General features: G+C 33.9%; 14 protein-coding genes and 2 pseudogenes. 7 read left to right on the top strand and 9 right to left on the bottom strand.

Annotation, left to right across the window (positions count from 1 at the left end; translation table 11 throughout):
* Positions 1 to 14 precede the first annotated feature (14 nt).
* Positions 15 to 776, bottom strand: coding sequence for an ABC transporter ATP-binding protein (locus MKX66_RS02790; RefSeq protein WP_340780501.1), 762 nt, complete (start codon positions 774 to 776; stop codon positions 15 to 17).
* A 221-nt stretch (positions 777 to 997) separates the two neighbouring features.
* On the bottom strand, positions 998 to 1,345 hold the full coding sequence (locus MKX66_RS02785; RefSeq protein ID WP_445662203.1) for a hypothetical protein: 348 nt from the start codon (positions 1,343 to 1,345) through the stop codon (positions 998 to 1,000).
* Positions 1,346 to 1,634: 289 nt separating this feature from the next.
* Here MKX66_RS02785 and MKX66_RS02780 point away from each other — a divergent pair, with 289 nt between their 5' ends.
* Together MKX66_RS02780 and MKX66_RS02775 are read left to right on the top strand one after the other, a co-directional pair.
* Positions 1,635 to 1,952, top strand: a complete 318-nt coding sequence (locus MKX66_RS02780; protein ID WP_340780502.1) for a DUF4870 domain-containing protein — start codon at positions 1,635 to 1,637, stop codon at positions 1,950 to 1,952.
* A 489-nt stretch (positions 1,953 to 2,441) separates the two neighbouring features.
* A complete protein-coding gene (locus tag MKX66_RS02775) occupies positions 2,442 to 3,872 on the top strand; it encodes an IS4 family transposase (protein WP_341085439.1) in 1,431 nt (476 codons plus the stop codon).
* A 470-nt stretch (positions 3,873 to 4,342) separates the two neighbouring features.
* On the opposite strand, the gene MKX66_RS02770 is transcribed toward MKX66_RS02775, so the two are convergent.
* The 3 genes from MKX66_RS02770 to MKX66_RS02760 all read right to left on the bottom strand — a co-directional run bounded on the left by MKX66_RS02770 (position 4,343) and on the right by MKX66_RS02760 (position 6,563).
* Positions 4,343 to 5,320 (bottom strand): DUF4179 domain-containing protein, encoded by a 978-nt coding sequence (locus MKX66_RS02770; protein ID WP_326997231.1) that lies wholly within the window; start codon positions 5,318 to 5,320, stop codon positions 4,343 to 4,345.
* A gap of 3 nt (positions 5,321 to 5,323) precedes the next feature.
* The gene (locus MKX66_RS02765) at positions 5,324 to 5,854 is read right to left on the bottom strand and encodes an RNA polymerase sigma factor SigX (protein ID WP_341085438.1); all 531 of its coding nucleotides are present in this window, start codon (positions 5,852 to 5,854) and stop codon (positions 5,324 to 5,326) included.
* Positions 5,855 to 6,380: 526 nt separating this feature from the next.
* Positions 6,381 to 6,563, bottom strand: coding sequence for a helix-turn-helix transcriptional regulator (locus MKX66_RS02760; RefSeq protein ID WP_341085437.1), 183 nt, complete (start codon positions 6,561 to 6,563; stop codon positions 6,381 to 6,383).
* Between the two features lie 92 nt (positions 6,564 to 6,655).
* Between MKX66_RS02760 and MKX66_RS02755 the strand changes: the two genes are divergently transcribed.
* The 5 genes from MKX66_RS02755 to MKX66_RS02740 all read left to right on the top strand — a co-directional run bounded on the left by MKX66_RS02755 (position 6,656) and on the right by MKX66_RS02740 (position 10,849).
* Positions 6,656 to 7,363, top strand: a complete 708-nt coding sequence (locus MKX66_RS02755) for an IS6 family transposase (RefSeq protein ID WP_341085436.1) — start codon at positions 6,656 to 6,658, stop codon at positions 7,361 to 7,363.
* A gap of 318 nt (positions 7,364 to 7,681) precedes the next feature.
* Complete coding sequence (locus MKX66_RS02750) at positions 7,682 to 8,569, top strand: NTTRR-F1 domain (protein ID WP_341085435.1); 888 nt, start codon at positions 7,682 to 7,684, stop codon at positions 8,567 to 8,569.
* Positions 8,570 to 8,623: 54 nt separating this feature from the next.
* Positions 8,624 to 8,803: a hypothetical protein gene (locus MKX66_RS30790; RefSeq protein WP_429721774.1), complete on the top strand. Its 180-nt coding sequence runs from the start codon at positions 8,624 to 8,626 to the stop codon at positions 8,801 to 8,803.
* A gap of 475 nt (positions 8,804 to 9,278) precedes the next feature.
* On the top strand, positions 9,279 to 10,007 hold the full coding sequence (locus MKX66_RS02745; protein WP_341087583.1) for a glycosyltransferase family 2 protein: 729 nt from the start codon (positions 9,279 to 9,281) through the stop codon (positions 10,005 to 10,007).
* Positions 10,008 to 10,141: 134 nt separating this feature from the next.
* Positions 10,142 to 10,849: an IS6 family transposase gene (locus MKX66_RS02740; protein WP_341085434.1), complete on the top strand. Its 708-nt coding sequence runs from the start codon at positions 10,142 to 10,144 to the stop codon at positions 10,847 to 10,849.
* 285 nt (positions 10,850 to 11,134) lie between these two features.
* Here MKX66_RS02740 and MKX66_RS02735 read toward each other — a convergent pair whose 3' ends face one another.
* The 4 genes and pseudogenes from MKX66_RS02735 to MKX66_RS02720 form a co-directional block, all read right to left on the bottom strand.
* Entirely contained in the window at positions 11,135 to 12,700 is a 1,566-nt protein-coding gene (locus tag MKX66_RS02735) for an anthrax toxin lethal factor-related metalloendopeptidase (protein WP_341085433.1), read from the bottom strand.
* A 157-nt stretch (positions 12,701 to 12,857) separates the two neighbouring features.
* Positions 12,858 to 13,444 (bottom strand): annotated as a pseudogene (locus tag MKX66_RS02730) (IS4 family transposase); the annotation flags it as partial.
* Between the two features lie 261 nt (positions 13,445 to 13,705).
* Positions 13,706 to 13,873 (bottom strand): annotated as a pseudogene (locus MKX66_RS02725) (RidA family protein); the annotation flags it as partial.
* Complete coding sequence (locus MKX66_RS02720) at positions 13,851 to 13,973, bottom strand: hypothetical protein (protein WP_272937949.1); 123 nt, start codon at positions 13,971 to 13,973, stop codon at positions 13,851 to 13,853. The gene MKX66_RS02720 and the pseudogene MKX66_RS02725, both read right to left, overlap by 23 nt.
* Positions 13,974 to 14,394 lie beyond the last annotated feature (421 nt).

The raw sequence follows: 14,394 nt of genomic DNA, 5'->3' as shown, positions 1-14,394 counted from the left end.
TTTCACCTCCGTTTTTATGCTGTTTGTGTACCTAAGTCTGCCAGTACATTTAAAATTTCTTTATAGAATATTTCACGATCAGTTGTACGATGAAGTTCCTTATATAGCTCTCCGTCTTGAATGAATAAAATACGTTGACAGTAACTCGCACTAAATGGATCATGTGTAACCATCATAATAGAAACATCTTGTTCTTCATTTAAGCTTGTCATTGCATCTAATAGACTTGTTGCATTTTTAGAATCAAGCGCTCCTGTTGGCTCGTCTCCTAAAATAATCGCTGGCTCATGTACAAGCGCACGCGCTGCTGCTGAACGCTGTTTTTGTCCACCAGATACTTCAGATGGATATTTTTGAAGGATTGCTGAAATCCCTAACATCTCCGCTACCTTTTCTACTTTTGGTCCAATTTTACGTGATGGAACACCTTGAAGTGAAAGTGGTAGAGCAATGTTTTCATAAATTGATAGGTTTTCTAACAAGTTAAAGTCTTGGAAGATGAATCCTAATTTTTGAGAACGGAAATCAGAAAGTTCTCCTTGCTTCATTTTTGTAATATCCGTACCTGCAATTTCAACTGTACCGCCAGTTGCGTTATCTAATGTTGAAATTACATTTAATAACGTTGTTTTTCCTGAACCCGATGGTCCCATAATTCCAACAAATTCACCCTCTCGAATTGAAAATGAAACACCTTTTAATGCATGCGATTGGTTCTCCCCCTTTTTACCGTATACTTTTTGAACATTTTTAACATCTACAACTGGTTTGTTCATAATCTTATCCTCCTACGCTTTGTTTGTTCCTTCGTCATTTTGCTCTACTTCGACATAATCCGCTATCAATTAACATTACATTCACCTTACATTTTTGTAATATACTAAAAATCATCCGAAATAATTTGAATTCCATCCCTTTCTGTAGTCAACATTGAGGGTTAAGAATTTTTTATTATTTGGGTCGAACTAGTTTTTGCATGAATAGTAGTGTATCCACACTATCTAATGGACATCATTGTATGTATCATTTCTTCATTATTTGCAGAAAAAGGTACAGCACGCTGTGTCTTTTTCATCGATATTATTTTTGATTTCCACTTAATTTTTTTCAATATATTTTCTGGAATATCTTCTTTCTTAATAACCGTCACATCATGCATTCTTGTATCGCTGCCTTTTTTCACTGCTTTGATATATGTCCCAATTGGAAAATTTTGACCAGAACTAAAGCCTAAGTCAATTTTGTTTAAATCTTTATCATATCCAATTAAATCATAACCATAATGTTCTACATTTTCAGGTGCATTAGAATCTCGTTGTGCATCTTCTTTGACTACACCATACACGTCTGTTTTACTTGCAAAAGGACTATAACGATCCCATTGTCCACAACCAGCTAATCCAATACTAAATAAAACAGTTAAAATTAATAAACAAAAACTTTTTTACTCCTTCTTTGTCTGTTTTTCAGTGCTATGTTAATATAACATCTATACAAAGAATCTACTCTTACAACAAGTGCAGTCTAACCTTACATTTTTGTAAGATTGTCGAAAGGTTTATCGATAGTGACAAAATGGATTTCCCTGTATTTTATTAGTGAAATAACAAATATTATGTCATGAGGTGATACATATGAATGGAAATAGATTATTAGCTGCTTTTTCATACTGGAGTGTTCTATTTGCACCTATTTTGTTCCCAATTATTGTTTGGATTATTGGAGAACCTGAAACAAAAAAGCACGCTAAACGTGCTTTGTGGACACATATTATTCCTAGTATTGCTACTTTTATAGCACTTATTGTGTTAGGAATTATGGGAACCGGTTCCCAAGAGCCAGATGTAACACTGGGTATTGGGGCAATTATCGCAGTATGTATTTGTAGTATTATTAGTTTATACTTCTTTATTTGGAATATTGTAAAAGGTATTAAAGTGATTAAATCATAAAAAAAGAACGGTAAAACAATCAGGGATAACGAGTCAAGGAATCGGTTCCAAAACAACTTTTTATTACTTGCTCACTGTAATGATTCAGAAATATATTGCTAGTATTGTGATGAATGGTAAACGTCATAGCGTTGTGACAGTAGCGATATTAGGGTTTTCTATAATCTTAACAACTATTTTCTTTATATTAGTTTAAATTCTTACAAAAAATCATCCTTCAACAAGGATGATTTTTCTTATTTGTCAAATACGACCAATAATAATTTCTTTATTCTCACTACTTAAAACTTACATTTCCGGAGTTATCTTTCTATTTTTCAATAGGATAGTATTTCACAAGAATTAGGTTAACCATGTTTTATAAACAAGACACTATATCTAATAGAGGTAGCACCACATCGCTATCAAGCTAACAAAACAAGATTCCCCTAAAATAAAAAAATACGCTATTCTTTCTGTAGAATCATAGGAAAGGATGGCGTGTTTGATATGAACTTATCGATTTTTGATGAATTAGAATTGTTTTCTAGTGAGTTGCAACGATATATGTCACCTGATGCTTTAGAGCAATTAGCTAGAAATGTAGGATTTGTGAAACGAAAAAGTAAATACCGTGCACAAGATTTAGTGGCTCTATGTATTTGGTTAAGCGAAAACATAGCAAACACTTCATTGACACAATTATGTAGTCGATTAGAAGCTAACACAGGCATTTCTATGAGTCCAGAAGGACTCAATCAACGCTTTAATTCTCAAGCTGTCCAGTTTTTACAACAACTCTTAGCACATTTACTTCATCAACAATTTTGTTCTTCGAGCAAGATTCCAACCTTGTATACAAACTACTTTCGACGTATTCGTGTATTGGATTCTACGCATTTTCAGATTCCGGATAAATTCACTTCTACATATCAAGGTTCAGGTGGTAGTGGTCAAAATGCTGGCGTGAAAATTCAACTAGAATATGATTTGCTAAGTGGTCAGTTTCTACATGTTCATGTAGGATCAGGAAAGCACAACGATAAAACTTATGGTTCTACTTGTTTAACATCCCTTCAACCGAACGATGTATGTATACGTGATTTAGGATACTTCGACTTAAAAGACTTACATACGATAGAAGAGTGTAATGCTTATTTTATTTCAAGATTAAAGCTCAATACACGTATATATCAGAGGAATAAAGAGCCTGAATATTTTCAAAATGGAACCATAAAAAAGCACTCTGAGTACGTCCAATTAGATATGGAGCAATTCATTGACCAATTACAGTCAGGCGAAACATATGAAATTCCTGAGATTTATATTGGAATGTATCAAAAACTTCCTGCAAGACTAATTGTGTACAAATTAACTGAAACGCAAATGAAACGTAGACAAAAGGATTTAGCATCTAAAGAACATAAGAAGCAAATTACCTATACAGAACGCAGTAAGCGGCTTAGTGCAATTAACTTTTATATTACGAATATCCCTTCGGAATATCTACTAAAGGAACAAGTATATGATTTTTACTCCTTACGATGGCAAATTGAATTGATCTTTAAAACATGGAAATCATTTTTTCGTATTCATCACTGTAATTCTGTAAAATTAGAACGTTTAGAGTGTCATTTATACGGACGATTAATAAGCATCCTTCTTTGTTCCTCCACCATGTTTCAAATGCGCCAATTACTTCTCATCAAGAAGAAACGAGAATTAAGCGAATATAAAGCGATTTATATCATAAAAGATTATTTTTCACTCATCTATCAATCTTTACAAAAAGACGCCCACGAATTAACAAAGATATTGTTTCGTCTGTTCAATCTCTTACAGAAAAACGGACGAAAATCCCATAGGTATGAGAAGAAAACAATCTTTGATATCTTAGGCGTCGTATACAACTTTTCTATGTCTCACAATCATGTAGCGTAATCTAAAAAATTGAAACCCGATAGGGTTTATTTGGTATGCAAATCTTTAAAGAAATTACACTGGATTTTTAGAAAAAAGAAAAAATCTCACGTGAAATTAAACTTATATAATCTTAGCTTGATGGGTATGTGGCGGGACCCCATCGCCATCAAGTTAAGGTTTTGAAGTACCCCCTAAACGAAAAAATTCTTTCTCTATAGGGGCACCATATCAAAAAAGAAAATTGTAAGTTTAGACACATTTTAGATACAAAATAACCGATTCCTTATACGTTAAGGGACCGGTTATTTATTTCCCTACTTTTTTAGGGAGGTTTTTCTCGTAATGGTCTTAAATGATTGATTTAAGGTTATAAACTTAAATCATAAATAAAAGATAGAGTAAAAACTATATAAGAAATAAATGTAACGAAAACAAGAAAACATATAAACTGAGCATTAGATACATATTGTTCTATTCTTTTTTTCATTTTAATTAGTATTACTTTTCAGATGTGAAGTATCAATTTGAATTTCACCTTTCCAAGATCCAATTACTTTTCCAATTCTATTTATATTTACATCTAAAGTAAGGGGCTGTTTAAAATCGTCTTTTCCCTCAGAAACTATAACAAATGTAGCAACACCTTCGGGTTTATCATTATCACGAATACCTACATCATTTAATTTTTTACCTGCTGCCATAAGTTCAAAAGGAAGACGGTCATCTGAATCATGGATAAATGATAGTCTCCCTTCATGTTTAATCTCAGGGTTTTCCTCTTGTTGCCCATTAATTTCACCATCACTTTCGAGCTCTAATCCTGATGTATCAAATTCAAATGGTACTAAACTTCCGTCAGCTTTTTCCATTCTATAATGAACTGATATACGTGAATCTGCGATATATAATTCTTTGAAATGTACAGTAATACCTTGATCTGTAATTTTTTCATCAATAGGAATATATTCACCATTCTTCATCATATCTTGTGTGACACCATTTTCATCTTGTATTCCTTCATTTACAACTTTATCATTTGTAATTGCATCAGAAAAATATGAGGCAACATTTGTAGCCGCTACTTGTACTTGTGGAATCATTGCTGTTGTGAACAGTGCTGCTGCAGCTACTGCTGTATACATGAAACGTTTTGATTTTTTACTCATGTTTGTAAAGAGTCCCTTCTTCTGTTGTTTTTTGTGATTTATATTAGAAACATTGTCTAGCTTGGAACGACTTTCAAATGTTTTCCATGCTTGTTCTATATCAATTTTGATTTCTTGTGGTGAACTTGCAGATTCTTCATCTAGCATTACGTTTTCCCATTGATTTAATTTGCTAATTTCTACCAACAAATCTTGGCATGCTTCACATGTATCTAGGTGCTTTGTGAATTCCTTTCTTATATCATGAGAAAGTTCTCCATCAATATATGTTTGAATAAATCCGATATCATAACATTTCATTTGTTATGCCTCCTCCACTTGTTTATAAATCTTGCGAAATTTCATTTTGGCTCGGACCAATAATGTTCCAATAGAAGATATTTCAATTTGAAGTATTTCTGCAATTTCTTTATATTGAAAACCAGAGAATTTCATTAGTAAAAGGGTTCGTTCTCGATCATTCATTTTATTTAGTATCGTTTGTACCTTTGTAATTTCTTCTTTTCTTATCCAATCATCGTCTAATGATGAAACATTTTGTACTTCATGGTATTGTATTTCTTTATCAATCTTCGCTTGTTGCCTTTTTTCAGATCGCAAATGGTTATAAGCTACATAAGTAGAAGATTTAATCAACCATCCAGGTATGTTTTCAATTACTTTCCAGTCGCTACGATATAATTGTAAAAACACTTCTTGTGCTAACTCTTCAGCGATAGATTGATCTTTAACAATCCATATAATCTGTTTCACAGCATAAGCATAGTACTGCTTAAATAAATCTTCAAAAGGCATATCAGAAGCATAACTTTCTTCATTTTCTATGGTTAACATGTTAGTTTAAACCTCACTTTCAATTTGATGCCTGTATTATAGAGAAACCAGAAAAACCGATTTTGTGACAGTTTTTCTGGTTATTTTTTTTATTATGTACTAAAAAAAGCATTCATCTGATTAAAAGATAAATGCCAAAAGGGAAATGAAAACATAAAACTATAACTCTTGCAGTAGTTTTCTATTAATGGGGTACCGCCACATGTCTATCAAGCTAAGATTTTGAAGTACCCCCTAAATGAAAATTTTCTTTCTCTACAGTTAGTTATTTTGAGAGGTCAACTCATTTTTTTGTTTTGGGGGTGTTTACTTTTCTTATTTATTCTGTAGCTTTGAAATAAAGTTTAATTATAAATGTTGATGGAAGCTCGATTTAGCAATACTTAAATGGAAACCTTTTTTGAACAAAGATTGGTCAAAATGGTTTCCTTAGCTATAAGGACTGATTTAGTTTTTATAAAAAAGATGGATCAAAACTCATGGACATATCTGTTACAAAAGTTTACTTACTTGTACTAGAATTAAACTAGTTTTCAAACCAAAATAACACTTCAATGGGTGCTTTTAAAACTTGTGCAATATCGTAAGCCAATTTTAATGAAGGGTTATATTTTCCGTTTTCGAGATTACCAATTGTTTCTCTTCTAACTCCAACCTTATTAGCTAAATCTTCTTGGGACATATTTAACTTTACCCTATATTCTTTCATCGGTTCTGGTGCAAAAACTTCAAAATATCTAAAAAAAGTCTTTCAGACTTGGACATACTGATACTATTACTCTAAAAAAGGATGTGATTGGTATGGAAAAGCAAAATCTATTCAAGTGGAAACATTATCAACCGGATGTTATTTTATTAACCGTGAGATGGTACCTACGGTACAACCTCAGTTTTCGTAATTTAGTCGAAATGATGGAAGAACGCGGGCTATCCCTGGCTCATACAACTATCATGCGATGGGTTCATCAATATGGTCCCGAATTAGATAAGCGAGTACGACGTCATCTTAAGTCAACCAATGATTCTTGGCGAGTCGATGAGACGTATGTGAAAGTCAAAGGTCAATGGATGTACCTATATCGTGCTGTTGATTCAAAAGGATATACAATTGATTTTCATTTAAGCAAAACAAGAGATCATAGGGCTGCAAAGCGTTTTTTCAAGAAAGCTTTGCAGTCTTTTCATGTTTCAAAGCCCCGTGTGATTACAGTGGACAAAAACCCGGCCTATCCTATAGCGATTGAAGAGTTGAAGACAGAGAAAAAGATGCCTGTGGGCATCCAAATAAGGCAGGTAAAATACCTTAATAACATTGTAGAGCAAGATCATCGTTTTATTAAAAAGAGAGTTCGTTCAATGCTAGGATTGAAATCTTTTCGTACAGCTAAATCTATTCTTTCAGGAATAGAAGCGATGCATATCATTAAAAAAGGCCAACTTATTTTACGGGACAAGTCTGTCCAAAATGAAGTGAAGTTTATTCATCAACTATTCGGAATGGCTGCATAAGAATAGATTCCATTAGGAATCTATATACCTCTTTCAAATAAATACAATCTTTGCACCAGAACCCTATCCTGAGTATTCTTTTTCAATATTAGTTTTAGTCATAAAGATTTTGTTCAAACCACTTCTAGTTCCCACACATTTTTGAAATATAATTCCATCTATCTTTTAAATTATTTTATTTAAAGGTTATAAAAGTCTACTCATGAACTCTATTATTTTCATACAATATAATAGTTTAACTTTTCTAGGGATGCCTTATCTAGCTTCATGTACAAAAAGGGATTTTCACTAATTTATGTAAAGAAGAGAGGTGATTTTTTGATTACTAATCTCATTATTAATGGTGGATTTGAAAATGGAACACTCTTACCATTTTTAACGGTGAATGCTTTAATTGATGGTACACATAGTCATTCTGGCCTTTTCAGTGCAACTCTTTCGGGCGGAATAGGGAATGCCGTGATCGTTCAAGAGGTACCTGTTTCCTCAAATCAAAGTTATGAACTATTCGCTTCTCTTGCTAAAGTTGGAGCAGCCGCAAGCCCTACTATCTCGATTACAATAGCTTATTACGCAGGGGCAGTTATTCCAGCAAATTTTTTAGGGTATGGTCTGTCTGTTATAATTCCATCAGATCGTCTTCCAGATAACAGTCAAAATACCTGGTTGAAAGTGTATCAAACTACTTCTTTAGCACCACCTACAGCTACCCAAGCCCTTGTATCTATTTTTAAGTTAGGGCAGATTGGAAGTCCCGATGTAGTAGTGGATGATATATCATTGCTATCATCAGAGCAACCAGGTCCTACTGGTCCTACTGGAACAACAGGGTCTACTGGCGGAACGGGTCCTACTGGAGCTACAGGCGCTACTGGCAGAACGGGTCCTACCGGAGCAACAGGTTTTGGAGTAATAGGTCCTACTGGAACAACAGGCGCTACTGGAGCAACAGGTCCTACTGGAGCTACAGGCGCTACTGGAGCAACAGGTCCTACTGGAGCTACAGGTCCTACTGGAGCTACAGGCGCTACTGGAGCAACAGGTCCTACTGGAGCTACAGGCGCTACTGGAGCAACAGGTCCTACTGGAGCTAGTGGAGCTACTGGAGCTAGTGGAGCAACAGGTCCTACTGGAGCTACAGGTCCTACTGGTGAAACGGGTCCTACTGGTGAAACGGGTCCTACTGGTCCTACCGGAGGACTGTAATTAACAGCCTTCAATCGTATTTATATAGCAAATACTAATAATGCTACTGTATCTGTGATTGATGGTGCAACAAATAGTGTGATCGCTACGATTCCATTTGGAAATGATTCAGGAAGAATAGGAGTCAATTCAACACTTCAAATTCGAAATAACAGCCCCTTTAACAACCAAAATATTGTAACCTGTGCTAGTGGTGTAAATGCTATAGAATTAACCATCCCTAAATTAAACTAATAAAAATATCCCTTCGAATACAGTTTTTATTACCCCATAAATGAAAAACCGTACTGTTCTTTTACTCAAACAGTACGGTTTCTCTTTTATTCTTCATATATTTACTCCATACCTTACTTAACTTAACTCTATATTCCGCCATTTGACTACCTTACTATCAATAGTTTCAATTTCATATTCACCATCAGCCATTAATTTAATTAACTTCCCAATCTTTAATTCTAGGATTTGTATAAAGAATATTTTTCATCTAATGCATCCATTTTATTATCCATCATTCCAGACCCTTGAAATTTTCACGAGTATTTTAAAATCTCAATATCCATTATAATTTTTAAAGAAAACTTTTTAGATCAAGTAGCATATCATACTAGATAAGGATATATTCCACAAATTTTTGAAAGGAGGACTCTTTATTAATACAACTTTAATTTCTCATTTTTATAACGAAGAGTATCTGCTTCCGTGGTGGTTAATGCACCACACAAAACTATTTGATCATGGCATTCTTATTAATCGTGGGTCTACTGATCGTTCGGTTGAAATATGCAAATTACTTGCACCTCATTGGGAAATCCGTGATTCAAAAGTATTAGAGTTTGATGCCATATTAGTTGATCAAGAAGTAATGAAAATAGAAAAAGAAATTACAGGATGGAAAATGGTGTTAAATACCACTGAATTTCTTTGCTGTATTGATAAGGAATCTTTTTTCTCATCTCTTGCTACTTTAGGGCAAAACATGTATGCTATTAGGACTATTCTGATGGTGGATGACCCTACTCACGGTTATACCAATCCGAGATACGGAATTCCCCTTGTCAAACAGCGTTATCACGGGAGAATAATCCCCCCTAATCCACCTGCCCCTTACTATGGCGGTAGATTAATCCACAATTATTCGCATGGTAACTATTGGGCAGGGCGGCATTGGTCACCTCATCCATTTATCGTTTACATGTATCCTGCTTTCGTTTTAAAATTCTTTTACAGCCCATGGAATACAGCTATGAAAAACCGAAAATTACAAATTGGTCCTACTCTTTCTAAACATAGCATTCAGCATGGCTTAGGTATTCATCACCTGGCAACACTAGCTAAATTAGAAAAAAATTATATACACTTTACAACCTCAACTACTGATCTTCGGTTAAATCCGGAATATCAAGTTTTATTTCCAGATTTATGCCCTCCTAACTATTAATACATCAAAAAACATTTTTAAACTTTTCATATACACAAAAACCGGTTCTGGTGCAAAAAATTCAAAATATCTAAAAAAAGTCTTTCAGACTTGGACATACTGATACTATTACTCTAAAAAAGGATGTGATTGGTATGGAAAAGCAAAATCTATTCAAGTGGAAACATTATCAACCGGATGTTATTTTATTAACCGTGAGATGGTACCTACGGTACAACCTCAGTTTTCTTGATTTAGTCGAAATGATGGAAGAACGCGGGCTATCCCTGGCTCATACAACTATCATGCGATGGGTTCATCAATATGGTCCCGAATTAGATAAGCGAGTACGACGTCATCTTAAGTCAACCAATGATTCTTGGCGAGTCGATGAGACGTATGTGAAAGTCAAAGGTCAATGGATGTACCTATATCGTGCTGTTGATTCAAAAGGATATACAATTGATTTTCATTTAAGCAAAACAAGAGATCATAGGGCTGCAAAGCGTTTTTTCAAGAAAGCTTTGCAGTCTTTTCATGTTTCAAATCCCCGTGTGATTACAGTGGACAAAAACCCGGCCTATCCTATAGCGATTGAAGAGTTGAAGACAGAGAAAAAGATGCCTGTGGGCATCCAAATAAGGCAGGTAAAATACCTTAATAACATTGTAGAGCAAGATCATCGTTTTATTAAAAAGAGAGTTCGTTCAATGCTAGGATTGAAATCTTTTCGTACAGCTAAATCTATTCTTTCAGGAATAGAAGCGATGCATATCATTAAAAAAGGCCAACTTATTTTACGGGACAAGTCTGTCAAAAATGAAGTGAAGTTTATTCATCAACTATTCGGAATGACTGCATAAGAATAAATTCCATTAGGAATTTATATAACTCTTTCAAATAAATACAATCTTTGCACCAGAACCCAAATTTTCATATATATTTTTAGGTTCTGTTACAAACTATCTTAATAGATAAAAGATGAGAGAGCTTACAAGTTACATTAAAAAATATAGTAGTTGATGAAAATAAGAGTATATATAAACAAGAGAGTATTTTCATTCCACTTCTCTTTAAATAAAAGCTAAATAGTCGTTCATAATTAACGACTATTTAGCATCTTACTAATAATTCGAAGGTTCTTCATATTAATCTATTTTTCTTAATCCCGTAGAAGTAACTTGATAGGTTCTTTTCTTACCTATATATTCCTGTTTACTATTCTCAAGGTGAGTTAGTGTAGCGCGTGTCTTTTCCTTTACTGCTTCCCCTTCTATATGGGTAAACTCAATGTAATCTCCCACTTTTACGGGAACTGTTTGGATTTCAGAATTTTGTTGTCTATTACCCACGATTTCTTTATTGTACACAACAATACCCGATGAGTTCTGAACTTTAATACTTGCATACGTACTATTAAAGTAGGAATGTGGTATGCCAGCTTCTAATTTTATTTTCAGCTCTTCTGCTGTTTTATTATAATCTACTTTTGCAATTTCTCGATCACTATATCCTTTTAAGGACCATGCAAATTGATTTCCGTCTAAAACTGTTGTTTCTGGCATTTTTCCGACTTTCTTCAAGCCTTCTTTTGTAACCTGATACCTTGCTGTCTTTCCAATAGTCTCATTTTTGTTATTTTCAAGATTCGTTAATGTTGCGCGTGTCTTTTCATTTACTGCGTCTCCTTCTATATGAGTTAATTCAATGTAATCTCCCACTTTTACGGGAACTGTTTGAGTTCCAACATTTTGTTGTCTATTACCCACGATTTTTTTATTGTACAAAACAATACCCGATGAGTTCTGGACTTTAATACTTGCATACGTACTGTTAAAGTAGGAATGTGGTAAGCCAGCTTCCAATTTTATCTTCATCTCTTCTGCCTTCTTGTTATAATCTACTTTTGCGAATTCTCGATCACTATATCCTTTTAAAGACCAAGCAAATTGATTTCCGTCTAATAGTTCATTAATAGGTTCTGTTGAATTGGAATCCCCTTGAACAGTTTTAATTAATAAATCTATGCATCTATAAGTCAATGGAGCCTTATCTTTTAGCTCTTGCTTAGATGATTCGCTAAAATAATAATATGTAAAACATTCCGCAAAATATTCTTCCTTATTTTCGTAATATTTATCCGGGAAAATTTTCTGTCTCTCTTGACTGAAAGGAACATCAAACAAATCAGTATGACTTATATTTAAAAAAACCACTCGATCAATTGCATGCGCTATTTCATGAAGTTCTAAATTAATGGAACCATGCCCCTTCCCTCTTTCACTAAAACCTATTCTAGCCATTACAGGTTTTCCACCAATATCAGATCCCACACCTGGTACATCATCCCAGGTCAATTGTTTTCCTTCGGCATTGGTTCGCCCTTCCCATCCTCGTGGAATTAATCCTTTTAGGTCCCTGTATTCGTCAGACTCAGTGATAGGATAATTAACAAGTTTTACATATGTTCCGTCTGCCACTAACTTATCAAGTATGCCGCTTTTTATTTTTTTTATTCTATCAACCATATGTTGTGCCTCTTGATATTCTTCCACATTATTTCCTCTTATATCAATATGAATAAGCCTTTCATTTTTAGTCTGTTGTTCTTTTATAAACTCAAGGTTGTTTAAAGTTTCGGCTGCAAGGGGATGGTTTGTAAGGGAAATAGACAGAATAAATATCAATAATATCAAAATTGTATTTTTTTTCATATAAATCCTCCCGTTATATGATTTTTAATAACCCTTTGATTAAATAGGGATATTTCAAAAACAAAATTGATAGTGATTGAAGAAATAAGCATTCCTTTTAAAAGCCTCATTTCATGATTCCAATAATTCTGGGTTAATTTTATTTTCCATACTGGCTTGCCTTTTTATATTGTATGTATTGAAGGTCTTTTAAATGAAAACAACCTAAATCTCGGATACATAAATCATTTGCTGTTACAGTTGAAACACACAGAGAGCCGTAAGTGCGATCATGTTGTTTACCTGGACCTGTATGAATATGTAGGAACTGTCCACCTGGATAAACCGATGAAAATACATCTGGGAGTTGAAATACAGTTGAATCTAAAATACGAGTTTGCTTGAAAACAGAAGTGTATGGAGAAGAAATCGGCATAGATGCGGCCAATTTTTTGCTTAGTAGTTCGGCTAGTAGGTGTTGTAAAAGTAGGGCGGCCCGCCTTATTAAACCTTTGATTCAGTCCCTCAGGACTTGATGAGTGCTTCGGTTGATGCTTCTAAACAACTAGATAACTGAGTTAAAGAAGTCATAGCTGCATTTTGGCTCACCCATACACATAAAGTGACTAAATCTTTTGCTTGGTACTTACTGTTTCGTTGTACAAAACCAACATCTCTAGCAAGATCCCGTAAGGTATTTGGAGATAAAAAACCTTGAATCTCTTGAGCAAATAGTGGTAATTCATTAGATACAGAAATAGACATAAAAAACTGCCATCCTTTCCTATGATTTCTCAGAAAGAATAACGTCTTTTTCATTTTAGGGGGATTTTGTCTTGTTATCTTGATAGCGATGGGTTAGCACCAACCAAACGCGAATTTCGTACGTTAAGCAAAAATCCATAAAGAAAAAGCCGATTTCCTGTACGCTAAGGACTCGACTTTTTTAGATTGATCTATTCAGCTAAAACTCCTGATAATACAATAAGATTCATCATATATTTAATTATTGTCTATCAAAAAAAATCAAATAATTTCCTTACATGCCCAAGCGTCTATCTCTACTTTAAATACAGGAGCTGCTAATGCCACCACATAAATCATAGTAGTACAGGGAAGATGTTCACCTAGAAAATCTCCAATAATTTTTCTTGGCTTATCTGCATTAAAATCACCTACTAAATAAAATGTAATCACGATCTGAACAATGACGTTTAAGAGACCATTTCATGTCTTCAAGCTGTTCTTTGCTTCGAATTGGTTGTACATCAATTAAATGTTGCTTTTTATCCATCTGTTTTTCAATACCTTTGATTTCAATGATTTGAATGTATACTTTTTCTATTATTTTTAGAATATAAATAAAAATAGATGAAAGTCAATGTTTAAGGGGAAATTAAAGTAAAATTTTGGATAAAAATTCACTTTGGAGACGTCTTGTTATTATGATTAGAATTTTACATCTGGAATGAAATTCCGAATGTAAAATTGAAAAATACGGGATTTTATTTCAAAAATTCATAATACATATTACATTCTGAATGTAAGGGGGGTACGGCAAACATTCCTTCTTTTTAGATCCATTCACAAATGATTGAGTCAACAGTAGCAAGAGAATTTAGAACAAACACAGATTAGTCTTGATATATTTTTCAACATACTGAAGGTGCAGACTCAATCATATTTAGTGACTGAGCCTGCACCTTCAATTTTCA

Origin of the sequence: Bacillus sp. FSL R9-9530, assembly GCF_038008145.1 — a bacterium.
Classification (GTDB): Bacteria; Bacillota; Bacilli; order Bacillales; family Bacillaceae_G; genus Bacillus_A; species Bacillus_A mycoides.
The sequence above is the reverse complement of the archived record's forward strand: the minus strand, read 5'-3'. Positions and strand labels throughout refer to the sequence as shown.